Here is a 16,441-nt window from a genome sequence, read left to right on the forward strand (position 1 = left end):
TGATTATTATAAAACTATTATAAGGGAAAGGCACAGGTAATAAAATGAGTACCCGATCCAAAAAATTCTTATCCTACTATAAACCATATAAGGGATTGTTCCTTTCGGATATGTTTTTTGCACTGATGGCAGCGGCCATATCCCTGGTATATCCTTTGATTGTAAGGTACATAACCAATGACCTTTTAGGAAAATATGATATATCACAGGTGTTTTCCACTATTATAAAGCTGGCACTGCTGATGATAGGGCTGGCTGTACTTGAATTTGTATCAAACTTCTATATCGCTTATCAGGGGCATGTTATGGGAGCAAAGATGGAATATGACATGCGGAATGACATCTTTGAGCATTATCAGAAGCTATCCTTTAACTTCTATGACAACCAGAAGACGGGACAGCTTATGTCCAGGATAACCAATGATTTATTTGATATTACGGAGCTATGCCATCATGGTCCTGAGGATATTGTAATATCCATCATCAAGTTCGTCGGTGCTTTCGTTATCCTGATTCAGATCAATCTTCCCATTACGATTATTGTATTTGCTTTTATTCCCATCATGTTCACCTTTGCTTATCACATGCAGCACAAAATGAACAGTGCCTTTCGAAAGAACAGGGACAGGATATCAGAAATTAATGCCCAGATAGAGGATAACCTGTCCGGTATTCGTGTAGTAAAATCCTTTGCCAATGAAAATCGTGAAATTGATAAGTTCCATGACGGAAATGCGAGATTTGTGGAGAGCAAACGGAACAGCTACTGGCAGATGGCGACCTTTCACTCCGGTCTTGGTATGTGTACGACCTTTATTAACATCGCTGTTATTGTAGGCGGCTCCTTATTTATTGCAAAGGATATTATTAAGCTTGCCGACCTGCTGACCTTTTTACTTTATATCAATAACATCATTGAGCCGGTAAGAAAGCTGATTAACTTTACGGAGCAGTTCCAGAACGGAATTACCGGCTTCGACCGCTTTATGGAAATCATGGAAATACAGCCGGACATCGTTGACAGGAAAGAAGCAGCAGGCTTAAAGGATGTAAAGGGAAATATTGAATTTAAAAATGTTTCCTTTAAATACAATGAGACAAAATCAGAGGTATTCCGGAATATCAATCTGAAGGTTGGTGCCGGTGATTACGTGGCACTGGTTGGTCCCTCCGGTGTGGGAAAAACGACTCTTTGCAGTCTTATCCCAAGATTTTATGAAGTAGCGGAGGGAGAGATTCTCCTGGATGGAAAGGATATAAGGGATATCAGGCTTCGATCCTTGAGAAAAAATATCGGTATTGTGCAGCAGGAGGTGTATTTGTTTGCCGGAAGCGTAATGGAAAATATCCGTTACGGAAACCTGGAAGCAACCGATGAAGAAATTATAGAAGCAGCCAGGAATGCCAATGCCCATGACTTTATTATGGAATTGCCCGATGGCTACGATACCTACATCGGCCAGCGAGGTGTGAAATTATCGGGAGGACAAAAACAGCGTATCAGTATTGCAAGAGTCTTTCTTAAGAATCCGCCGGTGCTTATCTTTGATGAGGCAACCTCTGCTCTTGACAACGAAAGTGAAAAAATCGTACAGGAATCCCTGGAGAAGCTTGCGAAAAACAGAACTACCTTCGTTATTGCCCACAGGCTTTCTACCATACGCAACGCAGGTAATATTATTGTACTTACAGAGGATGGCATTGCAGAGCGGGGCACCCACACGGAACTGTTAGAAAAAGACGGTGTTTACGCAGGGCTCTACAAGCTGACACAGAATGCCGGACAGATAATGGCATGACAACACGATACTGGTATAGAAAGGAGGGCTGCTGCTTACAAAGAGCAGCAGCTCCATGAACTTGGGAAGGATGTGGACGAAATAGACAGGAAGATAATCTTTTTTGATATTGACGGTACTCTTTATGACCATGAATTAGGGGTTACGGAGCTTACAAAGCAGGCAATAAGGGAACTGATAGAGCGGGGGCATATCCCGGTGATATGTACGGGCAGAGCCAGAGTGATGGTTCCTGATTACCTGACCGGACTGGGCTTTTCCGGAGTGGTGGCAGGTGCCGGAACCTATGTGGAATATCAGGGAAAGTTACTGCACAATAAGGTTATGGGACCGGAGTCGGGAGAAGAGACCATTACCCTATTGAGAGAATCAGGTATTCATTTTATTCTGGAAGGACCGGAATTCATCTATTTCGACAATGAGGACAGCTCAGAAGAATACCTGGAGTCTATTGAATTTTCAAAAAGGTATGCCAATGGCAGGACCAGAACCATTGAGAAGAAAGACTATGTTATGAATAAGTTTACCTGTTTTCCTTCGGCGGACAGCTCTGTGGATATGGCCGCCCAAAAGCTGAAAGAGAAGTACCATCTGATCTACCACATTGACGGTAATTTTGAAATGACACCAAAAGGCTATGATAAATCAACGGGAATACGGATATTTCTTGATAATCTTAAGGCAGACAGAGAAGATACCTATGCATTTGGAGACAGCACCAATGATATGGAGATGCTTTCCTATGTGCAGTACGGCATAGCGATGGGAAACAGCTATCCGGAAGTATTAAAGGCAGCAAAATACAAGACCTTATCCATTAAGGAAGATGGAATTTATTACGGACTTAAAAAGTTTGGATTAATATAAGCAAATCAGGGAACCATAATATGATTTATTTCGTCTAATCTATGATAGTATACGAGGACTGTCAGGATTGGGCAGGGAAATCCTATCATCGTATATTAGGGGGACACTTAAATGTACCAGGAAAATCAGGAGGTTTACGATATCGAAGCCTTGATGAGAAAATACGGTAACGATGTTTTACGGACAGCGTTCATGTACGTAAATGACAGTCATCTGGCGGAAGATATTTTTCAGGAGGTATTTATAAAAGTAAACCAGAAGCTTTATACCTTCCAGGGGGAGAGCAGTATAAAAACATGGATTATTCGTATCACTATCAATGCCTGCAAAGATTATATAAAAAGTGCGTGGAACCAGAAGGTGACACCGCTTACGGAAGTTCATGAAAATACACTGTACAAAGAAGATGATTACAGCGCAGTGGAGCAGGAAGATGAAAACAGGATAATAAGAGATGCAGTAAAAGAGCTGCCCCAGAAATATAAAGACGTGTTGTTGTGCGTTTATTTTCAGGATATGACCGTAACAGAAACAGCCAAGCTTTTAGGAATAGCGGAAGGAACGGCAAAAAGCCGGTTATCCAGAGCAAAAGAGAAGCTAAAGCTTAGCCTTGAAGGGAGGATATGACAATGGAAAAGAATATAACTGGCAAAAATCCTTCACCTGACAGGGATGATATGGAATTAAAAGGACATTTGAAAGCTTCCTTTGAAAGGGATAACATTACCGTATCCGAAGACCTGATTCAAAGGACACTTTTAAAAATAAAGGAAACAGATGGCTCCGATAGGGATAGTGAACATACTTCCGGAAAGACTAAGAATGAAAAAAGGTTTCCTGCTTTCAGATTTGCAGGAGCTGCCGCTGCCATACTTCTTCTTATAACTGCAGTGTGGATATACCAAAACAGTATGACAGGCTCGAAGACGAATAACGGCCTGGTGAACGACAAGATGAGTTATGGTATAGAATCAGCCCAGAGTGCGGATCCTTCCCTGACTGCCGATGCAAAAACAGAACGGAGTGCGGATAAGAAAATAACCGCTGCAGAAGGCGCCGCCGGCAGTGCTGCTGACCAAAGTGCCGGAGCGGAAGAGAAAAGCAGTAGTTTAACCGGCCAGGCAGATGAAGATGCTGGCACGAAATCGGATATGAAAATTACGATGAAAGCACCTCAGGTACTTTCAGAGCTTTATGCAATTGATACAAAGGATATACAATCCTTTATTCTGCAAAGGGAAAAGGAAAAGGACCGGAAAATGAGCATTGAAAGTGCCGGTAAGTTCTATAGTCTTTTAACAAATTACACAGTGCAGACTACGGATAAGAAGGCCCCGGAAAGTTATATTTACTGCTTTGTAATAACTGGAAAAGAAAAGAAGGCCATTACCTTTGAATTTTATCAGGATAGTTTGGTAAATGTAACAGACAAGCGGACAGAAGAAGGTACCATAACCTATGCAATAGATAATGGAGAAGAATTATTAAGTAAGCTGGGAAATCTGATAAAAGAGTAAAAAATAAGAAAAGGAATTTACCACAGTAAATTCCTTTTCTTCTATTATTCTTCAACTGTATCTTTTACTTCTTCTTTTTCGGCACTTTCTGGTTCTCCGGAAGTAATATTTATTGAGACATATTCTCTGGTCTCTTTTTTGTCAGCGGCGGGAGTATCTTCTTCCGTATCGAAGTCCTCGAAATCATCTTCAAAATCGTCGAAATCATCTGCAGAATCCTTATTTAGGATATTTTTGTACAGATAATAAGCACCGCAGGCCAATGTAGCGATGGAGACAGTACCAAATAAAATTTTACCGAATTTCTTCATAATGAACATACTTCCTTTCAGTTTACAGTATATGCATATGCTAATTAAAATTATACACACAAAGAAATGCTAATCTGACTGATTCACTCTTATATTTATTGCATACCGCAGACTTGTCTGTGGTACTGCTATAGATAATGGAGTGTGAAAGCGTTTTTCTTTCGCACATGCTCCCATTGCATACCGCAGATTTGTCTGTGGTACTGCCGTAGATAATGAGTGTGAAAGTGCTTTCCCTTCACACTTCATTATAAGACAAGTTTAAATAAAAGAAAAGTAAAATTTACTAAATAAAATAGATATTGCCGGGAAATTACAGAAATGCTATAATAAATCACGCACAGTAAGATTTGGTATTCACGAAAGGAGAAAAATGAGGTATAACAATATTAAGACAGGAATCTTCGTTTCGCGTCCCAACCGCTTCATTGCATATGTTAAAATCGATGGCATTGCTGAAAAATGCCACGTTAAAAATACAGGCCGCTGCAGAGAGCTTTTGATACCGGGGGTTACCGTTTATCTGGAAGAGGCTCATAATCCGAACCGCAGTACCAAATATTCTTTGGTAGCCGTACAAAAAGGCGCACAGCTCATTAATATGGATTCCCAGGCACCCAATAAGGTAGTTTATGAGTGGCTGCAGGAAGGAAATTTATTAAAGGATGCTGTAAAGATAAAGCCGGAACAGGTGTATAAAAACTCAAGATTTGATTTTTATATGGAAACACCTGAAAGAAAAGCATTTATGGAAGTGAAAGGAGTAACACTGGAAGAGGAGGGAGTCTTACTTTTCCCGGACGCACCTACCGAGAGGGGCGTTAAGCATATCCATGAGCTGTGTGACTGCATACAGGAAGGATATGACGCTTATATTATGTTTGTGATACAAATGGAAAATGCAAAATTTTTCAAACCGAATGACAGGACTCATAAAGAATTCGGAGAAGCCTTGCGTAAGGCGGACAGCCAGGGTGTAAAGATAATAGCTATGAATTGTAAGGTACATACGGATAGTTTGGCACTTAAGGAGCAGGTGCCGGTAATGCTTTCATGACATGGAATATTTTACTTGAACGGAAAATGAATACTATGGACCAAAGGAGAAAATGATATGTACGAGATGAAGGATGAATACTACATTGGTGTAAAAGCAATTGATATGCAGCATAAGGAATTATTTCGTATTGCAGATGAAGCGTACACATTATTAAAGGAAGAATTTATTGCCGATAAGTTTGATGATATCGTAGCCATTATTATAGGGTTAAAAGAATATGCCATACAGCATTTTGCAGACGAAGAGGCTTATATGCAAAGCATCGGCTATAAGAAATTCCTGTCCCATAAGACAGAGCATGAAGATTTTATTGAGAAAGTAAACAGCATTGATTTTGACAGTATGGACCATAACCAGACGGGAACGCTGCTGGATATTATGAGCTTTTTAAATGACTGGCTGGTTCATCATATTCTTGAAAAGGATAAATTAATCGGAACCTTATAAAGGATTGAAAAAGCGTTGCATTTTTAATCTTTCTATTTAAGCAGTATCACAAGCTTGCTTGTGATACTGCATGGGGATTAATGTGAAAATTAGAAAACAATTTTCGCATTCTATTTGGGCAGTTTTGCAGGTGAACCTGCGAAATGCATGGAGGTTAATGTGAATATAGGTTTATTTACAGAAACATATTACCCTGAAATAAATGGGGTTGCCAACTCGGTATTTATGCTGAAAAGAGAGCTGGAAGCATTGGGACATACTGTATACGTGTTTACAACCACAACTCCCGGTTCTCCGGAATATGAATATAATGTCTTTCGTGTGCCCAGTCTTCCCTTTATATTGATTACAGAAAGACGTATTGGAATGTTCTATCTGCCGAAGCTGGCTGGAATTATTAAGAAATTAAATCTGGATATTATCCATACCCATACGGAATTTTCATTGGGCATATTCGGGAGAATCATGGCAAAGGAATTAAGGATTCCCATGATACACACCTATCATACAATATATGAGGATTATACCCATTATCTGACTCATGTTAAGACTATTGACGCAAGAGCAAAGTCCCTTGCCAGAATCTTCTCAAAGGTCAGCTGTAATACGGTAGCCCATGTTATTGTGCCGACGGATAAAGTAAAGGAACTCCTTCAAAAGTACAGTGTCCATAGAGAGATTTCTGTTATACCTACGGGAGTGGACCTGAAGAAATTCGACCCGTCCCTTTATGAGCAAAAGGATATTGACAGGATAAAAATGGATTATGGAATTGAGAAAGAGGAAAAAGTCATCCTTTATATTGGCAGGGTTTCCAAGGAGAAAAATATCGTAGAAATTATAAATGCAATGAAGGCATACATGAAGGAAAGAACGGATGTAAAATTCCTGATAATAGGCGGAGGCCCGGAAGCGGAAGGATTGCATTCCAGAACCAGGGAGCTTAAGCTGGAGGATAAAGTCATATTTGGCGGTGCAAAGCCCTGGGATATGATTGGCCTGTATTACCAGCTGGGAGATGTATTTGTAAGTGCCTCTCAAAGCGAAACCCAGGGCTTAACCTATATAGAAGCCATGGCAGCAGGACTTCCTGCCGTTGCAAAGGAAGACGACTGCTTAAATGATATTCTGATAAACGGAGTAAACGGCTATAAGTTTAACAATGAAAAGGAATTGACAAGCGGACTTGATAAGGTGCTTTTTACAGATAAAGAGACTCCTTACGGCGAAAATGCCAGAAAGCTGATGCAGAAGTTTTCTACGGAAGCCTTTGGAAAAAGTGTGGAAGCAGTTTATCTGGAAGTATTGGAAAAGGGCCATTCTTTGGAGCAGACGGATTCCCTGGAAAACAAGAAAATCAACTACCTGTTTTAAATCCGGAGCAGACCTGAAATTTACAGCAGATCTCAAATTTCCCCGGAGGACCTCAAAATTCCACTTGACAAAATAATGGGGAATGCTATAATGAGGTTTATCAAGAAGAAAAAGCTTTGACGAGACAAGTAAGATGTGAAATGTTACAGAGAAGGATATGATATGCTGAGAATGTCCTATCAGGAAACATCCGAAGACTACCTCTGAGTGGCTCTAATCCAGCCCGGCTGATGCCGTTATCATCAAATGAAGTGGGAATTTACAATCCAATGAGGGTGGAACCGCGAGATATATGCTCGTCCCTTTCGTACTGTATAAAGCAGTCGAAAGAGATGGGCTTTTTTGATGCTTTTACAGAGGTTGGAAGGAAATATGAAGAATGAAAGGATGCCATACAATGATTCTTTCAACCTGTTTTAATTATGGCAATACCGCAATTTAATAAACGGTATACAATGGGTGCAATTATGAAAATTACATTAAAAGACGGATCAGTAAAAGAATATGAAAGCCAGATGGCTATTATTGATATCGCAAAGGATATCAGTGAAGGCCTTGCAAGAATTGCCTGTGCTGCAGAGCTTGACGGCAAGGTAGTGGACCTTAGGACAGTAGTAGAGAAGGACAGTCAGTTAAGTATTCTGACCTTTGAAGACGAGGGCGGCAAGGCGGCCTACAGGCATACTACCTCCCATGTACTGGCAGAGGCGGTAAAGCACCTGTATCCTGGTGCAAAGCTGGCAATCGGACCTTCCATCGACACTGGATTTTACTATGATTTCGATGTGGAGCCCTTTGACAGGGCAGCTCTGGATAGTTTAGAGAAGGAAATGAAGAAAATCATTAAGGAAGGTGCTGAGATTAAGCGCTTTACCCTTCCCAGAGAAGAAGCCATACGCTTTATGGAAGAAAGACAGGAGCCCTATAAGGTAGAATTGATTAAGGATTTACCCGAGGGAGAAGAAATCTCCTTCTACAGCCAGGGTGAATTTACGGACCTTTGCGCAGGCCCTCATTTAATGAGTACAAAGGGAATTAAGGCAATCAAATTAATCTCCTCCTCCGGTGCTTATTGGAGAGGCTCTGAGAAAAATAAAATGTTGACCAGAGTATACGGAACAGCCTATACCAAGAATGCGGATTTGGAGGCTTATCTTGAGCATCTGGAGGACATAAAGAGACGTGACCATAATAAACTTGGCCGTGAAATGGAGCTCTTTACCACGGTTGATGTTATCGGCCAGGGGCTTCCCCTTCTCATGCCTAACGGTGTAAAAATCATCCAGACACTGCAAAGATGGATTGAAGACGAAGAAGATAAGAGAGGCTATGTCAGAACCAAAACACCTCTTATGGCAAAGAGTGATCTATATAAGATATCCGGACACTGGGACCATTACAAAGAAGGCATGTTTGTCCTGGGGGATGAGGAAAAAGACAAGGAAGTATATGCCCTTCGCCCCATGACCTGTCCTTTCCAGTACTATGTATATAAATCAGCACAGAGGTCCTACCGTGACCTGCCTTTACGCTATGGTGAGACTTCTACCCTGTTCCGTAATGAGGACTCCGGTGAAATGCACGGACTTACACGTGTCCGCCAGTTCACCATTTCCGAAGGACATCTGATTGTAAGGCCTGACCAGATGGATGAGGAATTCAAAGGCTGCCTTGACCTTGCAAGATACTGCTTAAGTACCCTTGGCCTGGAAGAAGACGTAACCTACCGTCTTTCCAAGTGGGACCCCAATAACAAAGAAAAATACATCGGTACGGAAGAAATCTGGGAAGAAACCCAGGGAAGAATCCGTAATGTATTAACGGAACTGAACATTCCTTTTACAGAAGAAGAAGGGGAAGCTGCTTTTTATGGCCCTAAGGTAGATATTCAGGCAAAGAATGTGTACGGTAAGGAAGATACGATGATAACCATCCAGTGGGATGCCATTATTGCAGAACAGTTTGATATGTACTATATTGACCAGAACGGTGAGAAGAAACGCCCTTACATCATCCACAGAACCAGTTTGGGATGCTATGAAAGAACTCTTGCATGGCTCATAGAGAAGTATGCCGGACAGTTCCCTACCTGGCTGTGTCCGGAACAGGTAAGAGTACTTCCCATCTCTGAAAAATACCATGAATATGCTAAGAAGGTGGAAGCAGAGTTAAAGGATAACGGAGTCCGCTGCAGTGTTGATGAGCGTGCGGAGAAAATCGGATATAAGATTCGTGAAGCCAGACTTGACCGTGTTCCTTACCTTCTTGTGGTGGGACAGAAGGAAGAGGAAGAAGGTAAAGTGTCCGTAAGAAGCCGTTACCTCGGTGATGAAGGACAAAAGGAGCTTTCCGTATTTGTAAATGATATCTGCAAGGAAATCAGAACAAAGGAAATCAGAAAGATTGAAGTAGAGCAGCAGGCATAATATGAGGAAGCAAGGTTAAATACAGTAAATAAAATTTCATGAGTAGCTTATAGATATTATAGCTTACAATAAATAGCTTATGAAACAAATAGCTTATGAAATGAAAAGCTCATGAAATCAAAAGTATTCATGAAATAAACAGTTCTTAAAATAAACAGGAATCGAAGAGATGCTCCATCTCTTTTCCACGCACCTTTTGAAGCTTATTAGTAAATCTTTCAAAGTGTGCAGGAAGGAAAGACATGGAGCCTCTTTTGTTTTATTGAAAAGGGAAATAAACTCAGTTAATAGAATGACTTTTTGAAGTTGCAAATAAAATACAGCTAACAGAATAATATATCCCAACTGTCAATGAAGTATAGGGGCAGGAAAAGAAACAGATACTCTACAGAATGGATTAACAGGAATCAGAAAGCAGAAGAGAGAATGTTAAAAATAGGAACGCATTTATCGGTAGCAAGAGGGTATGAAAGAATGGGGAAGGATGCCCTGTCAATAGGAGCCAATACCCTGCAGTTTTTTGCCAGGAATCCAAGAGGGGCAAAAGCCAAGGCTGCTGATTATAATGATATGTCTAAATTCAAGGAACTCCTGGAAGAGAATAACTTTGCTACCATCATGGCGCATGCTCCTTATACCATGAATGGCTGTTCTCCCAAGAGTCATCTTAGAGAGCTGTCTGCTCAGATGTTTGCAGAAGACCTTGAACGGATGGAATTCTTCCCCGGGAATTTCTATAACTTTCACCCCGGAAGCCGATTGGGGCAGGAGGTCAGAGAAGCAACGGAACAGATTGCAGACATGCTGAATCAGGTTATGTTTAAAGAGATGCATACGACAATCCTCTTGGAGACCATGTCGGGCAAAGGCAGTGAAATGGGGTGGCGCTTTGAGGAAATACAGGCCATTCTGGAACGTGTACACCTGCAGGACAAGGTTGGTGTCTGTATGGACGCCTGCCATATGTGGAATGCCGGATATGATATGGTTGGAGGACTTGATGAGGTTGTGGAGGAATTTGACCATATAATAGGACTTCACCGCTTAAAAGCCTTCCATCTGAATGACAGCATGGATGAAAAGGGAAACCGTAAAGACAGGCATGCAAGGATTGGTATGGGGCGTATGGGAGCAGAGGCTGCCAAAGGCATTATAAACCATCCGAAATTAAAGGACCTGATATTTATACTGGAAACTCCTGCGGACCTGGTCGGCCACAGGGATGAAATCGAGTTATTGAGGGACGCTTATAATTGGAAAGACCTGCCGTAATCTTTATAATAACCTTGACAAGAGATGGAAATGTATTATATGATTAAGTAGTTTTGAGGCGGTTTCCGGTGAAGAACTGCCCGTACCATGGAAACTGGAGGAATTATTTTGGAAGACTATACCAAGGAAATAAATAAAAGGCGGACCTTTGCCATCATATCCCATCCCGATGCCGGTAAAACCACATTGACGGAAAAGCTTCTGCTTTATGGAGGAGCCATCAATCTCGCAGGCTCCGTAAAGGGTAAGAAAACAGACAGGCATGCGGTGTCCGACTGGATGGAAATAGAAAAGCAGCGTGGTATTTCCGTAACCTCGTCTGTTATGCAGTTCAATTACGGTGATTATTGCATTAATATATTGGATACCCCCGGACATCAGGACTTCTCAGAGGATACCTACCGTACTCTTATGGCGGCGGATTCCGCTGTCATGGTAATTGATGCCTCCAAGGGTGTGGAAAACCAGACAAAGAAGCTGTTTAAGGTCTGTGTCATGAGAGGAATCCCCATCTTTACCTTTATTAATAAGATGGATCGGGAAGCAAAGGATACCTTTGAATTACTGGATGATATTGAGACTGTTTTAGGAATTAAGACCTGTCCTATCAATTGGCCCATCGGCTCCGGAAAGAACTTTAAAGGAGTCTATGACAGGGATTCCAACCATATCCTGCGCTTTTTTGCCGCTAACAGCGGACAGAAGGAAGTGGATACCATTGAGGTGACTTTAGGGGATGAAAGCCTTGATTCACTCATCGGTAAAGAAAACCACAGTATTTTAAATGAAGAAATAGAGCTTTTAGAGGGTGCCGGAAGTGAGTTTAACCTGGAGGAAGTAAGACAGGGAAAATTAACACCTGTTTTCTTTGGTTCTGCCCTTACGAACTTCGGTGTAAAGACCTTTTTAGAGCACTTTTTAAATATGACCACAACCCCCCTTCCCAGAAAATCATCAGAGGGGAATATTGACCCGGTAGAAAATGATTTTTCTGCCTTTGTTTTCAAAATTCAGGCCAATATGAATAAAGCCCACAGGGACAGGATTGCCTTTATGAGAATCTGCTCCGGCAAGTTTGAAGCCGGCATGGAAGTCAACCATGTACAGGGCGGCAAAAAGATAAGGCTTTCCCAACCCCAGCAGCTTATGGCGCAGGAAAGAAAGATTATTGAAGAAGCCTATGCGGGAGATATTATCGGTGTATTTGACCCCGGTATTTTTTCAATTGGTGATACCCTCTGCTCTTCCGATAAGAAATTTGAATATGAAGGAATCCCCACCTTTTCACCGGAGCATTTTGCCAAGGTAAGACAGGTGGATACCATGAAGAGAAAGCAGTTCTTAAAAGGAGTTACCCAGATAGCTCAGGAAGGTGCTATTCAGATATTCCAGGAATATAATACGGGAATGGAAGAAATTATTGTCGGCGTAGTCGGAGTACTTCAGTTTGATGTATTAAAGTTCAGGCTGGAATCTGAATATGGCGTGGAAATCCGCCTGGAGCCCCTTAGCTATGAGCACATCCGCTGGATTGAGAACAAGGGACTGGATGCCAGTAAGCTGAATGTCACCGCCGATACCAAGAAGGTAAAGGATTTAAAAGGCAATCCTCTGCTGCTCTTTACCCATAGCTGGAGTATCCAGACCGTACTTGACCGTAACAAGGAGCTAAGGCTGTCGGAATTCGGAAGAGATTAATGACGGACAGAGTGTTAATGGATAAAGCTTAACAAAAAGCCTGCTTTGGCGTTATAACCGCTGAAAGCAGGCTTTTTGTAATCTTCTGATCTATTAATTCTTAAAGTCTCTTTAAAATATCTTTCTTTTTCAGCCCATTAGTTTTAGCTGTTGCATTCCAAAAGAAATGGGTTCCGTTGAACTTCCACGCAAATCTTGGAAAGTTGGGACTGATGTACATTACTTCCCCGGTGCTGCGGGAATTTATGCTATCTGCCAGTTGCCTTAAGGCATTCCCTAAATTTTTTTGAGGGCCATGGCCAAGGGGTACTTTTTCGATAAAATTCATCATTTCTCCGGCACCCAGGCCGATTCCCCTGCCAAACTGCAAGCCGGTGCGTAAACACCAGTTTTGAAGAATACTGATGGCAATGTGATTTTGCCGCCCTTCATAGAAGCCATTATTGATAATGGCATATACATAAATTGGGTTCTGACGCTCTGTTTTCATGTAATCTTCGAGAGCAGCAAGCATTCTGAACAAGTGGGAGGGGATAGCGTCTATATACAGCGGAAAGGCAAAAAGGAGTGTATCCATACTGCACAGCTCCCGGTATTGTTGGGCGGTTAAGGGGTTTTTGTTTATATTGTAATGGAATATTTCATTTTCGGAGCTTATCATGGATTCAATTTTTTGAAGAAGAAAAGAAGAAGTACCATTCTTTATCTTTGGGCTCCCGTTTATGACAGCAATTTTCACTTTAATTCCTCCTTTACCGATTGAAGATTATTATGGAAACAGACCTTGTTTCCGGTACAATGGAAATTGATGCTGTTAGCTTCCACCAATTCCCTTGCGGTATCCTGCTCCTTTTTCGTCAGATCATTTCCGTAAAAATGTACGGATAGAGGAAAGTGGTGTTCATAACGGGGTTTGTGGTGGGTTTCCCCGTTTTTATACATAAAGTAGGGAAGCAGGAAGGAAATGCTCCTGTCAAGAACATTGCGCACAAAGGGACTGTAGCTCCCATAAAGGCACCTGCTGACAATGGTAAGTTCATCACATTTTGATAATAATTGCCCAAGGTCCCGGTAGTCATCCTTTAAAACACATTTCCCCGGTGTTTTGACCCAGCATCCAAAACAGCCGATACAATTTTTGATGGTACCGCTGTCGGATATGACAGTTGTGTCCGAAGCCAGTGTCAGACCAAGAGCCGTAAACTCCTGGGGGTCTAAATCATGTATCAGTATTCTCATAATATACCTTTCCTTTCACTTAATAATATTTATAAAAACCTGCTGCCAATCCCCGGAATATTGGATATTGCCGTTGGTGAGCAAGGCAACGATACCGTGAACCACCGACCAGAGGGAAGCCAGTTCTTTGGAATAGGTTTCTTTTGGAATTCCTCTTTTGTCAAACATTTTATAGGCTGTTGTTCGAAACAAAGCAAAGGGAGGGTAATCCTCCGGAGTCTCATAGTCAAGATTTATGAATATATCCGAATGATAATACAGGAACTGAAAGTACCGGGGGTTCTCTATGAAGAAGTCTATATAAGCCTGACCAATGGATAAGACCGCATTGGGACCGTCCTCTTTTCCGGCGACGGAGGCACGCAGTTTGTCCGTAAACTGGCTCGATACATGTTCGCCCATGGCATTGAGCAGGTCATCTATGTCCTTGAAATGGCTGTAGGGTGCTGCATGGCTTACATTGCATTTGGCTGCGACCTTTCGCAGGGAAAAGCCCTTCAGGCCTTCCGTATTAATAATCTCAATACCGGCTTCGATAAGCTCAATTCGCAGGTTGCCGTGATGATATGGATATGGTTTTTCACTCAATTTTAGTGCTCCTTTCTTACTATCTTGACACTGTAAAGATTGTAACAGAGAATCTTTACAGTGTCAAGATACAAATTCAGATTATCTTGGGAAATTCGAATTCTTTACAGGTAGGGGATTAAATATGAAATTGCAATCTGAAATTATTGGTATAATTTAATTATCTAAAAAAATCCACCCATTTTTACAAAAGATTATGTTCTTTGAAAGAAAGCTCCTTTCCGTTATAATCGGTATTGTAAGTTGAATGCATTCAATACTCCGGTATTAAACGGGAATACCGGATACTCTGGCCGTCAGAGAATGTATTAAGCAACAAAGGGTATTAGGTGAAATAAGGAAGGAGATTAACTTATGAGAAAGTCTGTAGCAATTATAATGGCGGGGATTATGGCAATCTCTCTTGCAGCGTGCGGCAAAAGCAGTTCGCCTGCAGGTGATTCCACTGGTAATGCCGGAAAGGCAGATACAGGAGAAACAAAAACGGTAAATATCACGGTACAATCCTGGCAGTATGCACTGGGCAACTATAAAGGGTACTCAAATGACGATGATTTAACAAAGGCAATTGCAGAAGCCTTTAATTCTTCCCATCCGGGAATATCGGCTAATGTTAAGATTATGAGACAGGAGGATCATTACAATTCTCTGAAGGTGGATTTTGCATCCGGTGACGCTCCCGATGTAATCGCGGTTGCTCCCGGAGCCGATCTGGAACAATACAAATCACAGCTGGAACCTTTGAATGACTATGCTTCCAAGGCTTGGGGCGATGACTGGACGAACAAGTTTACGGAAGCCTCCCTCTCGACCATCAAGCTTTCCGGCGATGGAATATATGCATTACCAAGTGCCATGAGTGCCTCCGGTACAATCTGGTACAATAATAAAATGCTGCAGGAAAACGGCGTACAAAGCCTGCCTCAGACCTGGGAGGACCTGGCGAAAGATTCACAGACCTTACGAAAAGCCGGAAAAATTCCTTTGATGTTCGGCGGAAAAGACAACTGGCAGAATTATGACATGTTCATTACCATAATGGGTACTATCAATAAGGATTTGTGCAATGATATTTTCACATTAAACGGTGACTGGAAGAGCAGTGATGTAGTAAAAGCCTTTGACTATTACCAGAAGCTTTTTAAGGATGGTATCGTTCAGGACGGAGCCATTTCCACGACACTTTACAATGAAGGATATTCCCAGTGGAGGGATGACAACGGAAAATCTACCATACCAATGATTTTTAACGGCTCATGGGATTTAGGTTCTTTAAAACCAGATAATGCCTTTTATAAGGAATATTCCTCCAATGATATTAAAGTTTCAACCATGCCTTCTATTGAAGGAAAGGCAGGGGTAGTACTTACCGCACCAGATGTTGCCTGGGGCGTGAATGCAAACAGCTCCAACAAGGAAGCAGCCTGGGAATTTGTAAAATGGCTATGTTATGATATGCAGCAGGATGTAGTGAATGGACTTGGTTTCTTCAGCGTATTAAAGGATGCTCCTCAAATTACCGTTGATGTGGCAGATGATTACAAAGCGGCATATGACACGATTTCAAAGGCAGTTGCAAGTGATAATACCGTTGGCTATCGTAATTCCTTTTATACCAAGTTAAATGACGCCCTGTTTGACCAGCTTCAGCTTCTCGGAACAGGTACGATTACACCGGAAGCAGCTGCAAAAGCTATGGCAGAGGCAGCTGCAGGTATTACAAAATAATCTGCAGGCATTTCATACTGGATAAAAGAAGGACTGCCGTACGGCGGGTTTCAAATTCCTTTGTACGGCAGTTCCTTTACAGTTAAGGTCTTGCAAAAAAGCTTATAGAAAATAG

The 16,441-nt window shown here is 41.7% G+C and carries 15 protein-coding genes and 1 other annotated feature; of the genes, 11 read left to right on the plus strand and 4 right to left on the minus strand.

The features are described from left to right. The first annotated feature begins 44 nt into the window (after window positions 1–44). From BUB77_RS25715 to BUB77_RS25730, 4 genes are all read left to right on the plus strand, one after another. A complete protein-coding gene (locus BUB77_RS25715) occupies window positions 45–1,799 on the plus strand; it encodes an ABC transporter ATP-binding protein (protein WP_073280045.1) in 1,755 nt (584 codons plus the stop codon). 72 nt (window positions 1,800–1,871) lie between these two features. Beyond that, window positions 1,872–2,666, plus strand: coding sequence for a Cof-type HAD-IIB family hydrolase (locus tag BUB77_RS25720; RefSeq protein ID WP_170866754.1), 795 nt, complete (start codon window positions 1,872–1,874; stop codon window positions 2,664–2,666). 111 nt (window positions 2,667–2,777) lie between these two features. Further along, entirely contained in the window at window positions 2,778–3,293 is a 516-nt protein-coding gene (locus BUB77_RS25725) for a sigma-70 family RNA polymerase sigma factor (RefSeq protein ID WP_073280046.1), read from the plus strand. 2 nt (window positions 3,294–3,295) lie between these two features. Beyond that, window positions 3,296–4,183 carry a hypothetical protein gene (locus BUB77_RS25730; RefSeq protein ID WP_073280047.1) on the plus strand — a complete coding sequence of 296 codons (888 nt, stop codon included), beginning with the start codon at window positions 3,296–3,298 and terminating at the stop codon, window positions 4,181–4,183. A 44-nt stretch (window positions 4,184–4,227) separates the two neighbouring features. Here BUB77_RS25730 and BUB77_RS25735 read toward each other — a convergent pair whose 3' ends face one another. Beyond that, entirely contained in the window at window positions 4,228–4,494 is a 267-nt protein-coding gene (locus tag BUB77_RS25735; protein WP_073280048.1) for a hypothetical protein, read from the minus strand. A 373-nt stretch (window positions 4,495–4,867) separates the two neighbouring features. Between BUB77_RS25735 and sfsA the strand changes: the two genes are divergently transcribed. From sfsA to BUB77_RS25765, 6 genes are all read left to right on the plus strand, one after another. Further along, entirely contained in the window at window positions 4,868–5,551 is a 684-nt protein-coding gene (gene sfsA / locus BUB77_RS25740; RefSeq protein ID WP_073280049.1) for a DNA/RNA nuclease SfsA, read from the plus strand. 57 nt (window positions 5,552–5,608) lie between these two features. Continuing rightward, window positions 5,609–6,001, plus strand: coding sequence for a bacteriohemerythrin (locus BUB77_RS25745; protein WP_073280050.1), 393 nt, complete (start codon window positions 5,609–5,611; stop codon window positions 5,999–6,001). Between the two features lie 159 nt (window positions 6,002–6,160). Next, window positions 6,161–7,375, plus strand: a complete 1,215-nt coding sequence (locus BUB77_RS25750; protein ID WP_073280051.1) for a glycosyltransferase family 4 protein — start codon at window positions 6,161–6,163, stop codon at window positions 7,373–7,375. A gap of 107 nt (window positions 7,376–7,482) precedes the next feature. Beyond that, window positions 7,483–7,682 (plus strand) — a binding site (T-box leader). Between the two features lie 160 nt (window positions 7,683–7,842). Beyond that, window positions 7,843–9,801, plus strand: a complete 1,959-nt coding sequence (gene thrS / locus BUB77_RS25755; protein ID WP_073280082.1) for a threonine--tRNA ligase — start codon at window positions 7,843–7,845, stop codon at window positions 9,799–9,801. Window positions 9,802–10,227: 426 nt separating this feature from the next. Beyond that, on the plus strand, window positions 10,228–11,073 hold the full coding sequence (locus tag BUB77_RS25760) for a deoxyribonuclease IV (protein ID WP_073280052.1): 846 nt from the start codon (window positions 10,228–10,230) through the stop codon (window positions 11,071–11,073). Between the two features lie 87 nt (window positions 11,074–11,160). Next, a complete protein-coding gene (locus BUB77_RS25765; RefSeq protein WP_408606440.1) occupies window positions 11,161–12,771 on the plus strand; it encodes a peptide chain release factor 3 in 1,611 nt (536 codons plus the stop codon). Window positions 12,772–12,871: 100 nt separating this feature from the next. On the opposite strand, the gene BUB77_RS25770 is transcribed toward BUB77_RS25765, so the two are convergent. Genes BUB77_RS25770 through BUB77_RS25780 form a run of 3 tightly spaced genes read right to left on the minus strand, consistent with a single transcriptional unit; the run spans window position 12,872 to window position 14,598 of the window. Beyond that, entirely contained in the window at window positions 12,872–13,510 is a 639-nt protein-coding gene (locus tag BUB77_RS25770; protein ID WP_073280054.1) for a flavodoxin family protein, read from the minus strand. Further along, the gene (locus tag BUB77_RS25775) at window positions 13,507–14,010 is read right to left on the minus strand and encodes a flavodoxin family protein (RefSeq protein WP_073280055.1); all 504 of its coding nucleotides are present in this window, start codon (window positions 14,008–14,010) and stop codon (window positions 13,507–13,509) included. Before BUB77_RS25775 ends, BUB77_RS25770 begins: the two co-directional genes overlap by 4 nt. 15 nt (window positions 14,011–14,025) lie before the next feature. Beyond that, a complete protein-coding gene (locus tag BUB77_RS25780; protein WP_073280056.1) occupies window positions 14,026–14,598 on the minus strand; it encodes a TetR/AcrR family transcriptional regulator in 573 nt (190 codons plus the stop codon). A gap of 354 nt (window positions 14,599–14,952) precedes the next feature. On the opposite strand from BUB77_RS25780, the gene BUB77_RS25785 reads away from it, so the two are divergent. Then, a complete protein-coding gene (locus BUB77_RS25785) occupies window positions 14,953–16,326 on the plus strand; it encodes an ABC transporter substrate-binding protein (protein ID WP_073280057.1) in 1,374 nt (457 codons plus the stop codon). The last annotated feature ends 115 nt before the right edge of the window (window positions 16,327–16,441 follow it).

This window comes from Anaerocolumna jejuensis DSM 15929 (genome assembly GCF_900142215.1).
Taxonomy (GTDB): Bacteria; Bacillota; Clostridia; order Lachnospirales; family Lachnospiraceae; genus Anaerocolumna; species Anaerocolumna jejuensis.

What these genes read in the sequence shown, in the direction of transcription:
- BUB77_RS25715 (WP_073280045.1), top strand. Translation starts at nt 45, where the DNA reads ATGAGTACCCGATCCAAAAAATTCTTATCCTACTATAAACCATATAAG.
- BUB77_RS25725 (WP_073280046.1), top strand. Translation starts at nt 2,778, where the DNA reads ATGTACCAGGAAAATCAGGAGGTTTACGATATCGAAGCCTTGATGAGA.
- BUB77_RS25730 (WP_073280047.1), top strand. Translation starts at nt 3,296, where the DNA reads ATGGAAAAGAATATAACTGGCAAAAATCCTTCACCTGACAGGGATGAT.
- BUB77_RS25735 (WP_073280048.1), bottom strand. Translation starts at nt 4,494, where the DNA reads ATGAAGAAATTCGGTAAAATTTTATTTGGTACTGTCTCCATCGCTACA.
- sfsA (WP_073280049.1), top strand. Translation starts at nt 4,868, where the DNA reads ATGAGGTATAACAATATTAAGACAGGAATCTTCGTTTCGCGTCCCAAC.
- BUB77_RS25745 (WP_073280050.1), top strand. Translation starts at nt 5,609, where the DNA reads ATGTACGAGATGAAGGATGAATACTACATTGGTGTAAAAGCAATTGAT.
- thrS (WP_073280082.1), top strand. Translation starts at nt 7,843, where the DNA reads ATGAAAATTACATTAAAAGACGGATCAGTAAAAGAATATGAAAGCCAG.
- BUB77_RS25760 (WP_073280052.1), top strand. Translation starts at nt 10,228, where the DNA reads ATGTTAAAAATAGGAACGCATTTATCGGTAGCAAGAGGGTATGAAAGA.
- BUB77_RS25765 (WP_408606440.1), top strand. Translation starts at nt 11,161, where the DNA reads ATGGAAACTGGAGGAATTATTTTGGAAGACTATACCAAGGAAATAAAT.
- BUB77_RS25775 (WP_073280055.1), bottom strand. Translation starts at nt 14,010, where the DNA reads ATGAGAATACTGATACATGATTTAGACCCCCAGGAGTTTACGGCTCTT.
- BUB77_RS25785 (WP_073280057.1), top strand. Translation starts at nt 14,953, where the DNA reads ATGAGAAAGTCTGTAGCAATTATAATGGCGGGGATTATGGCAATCTCT.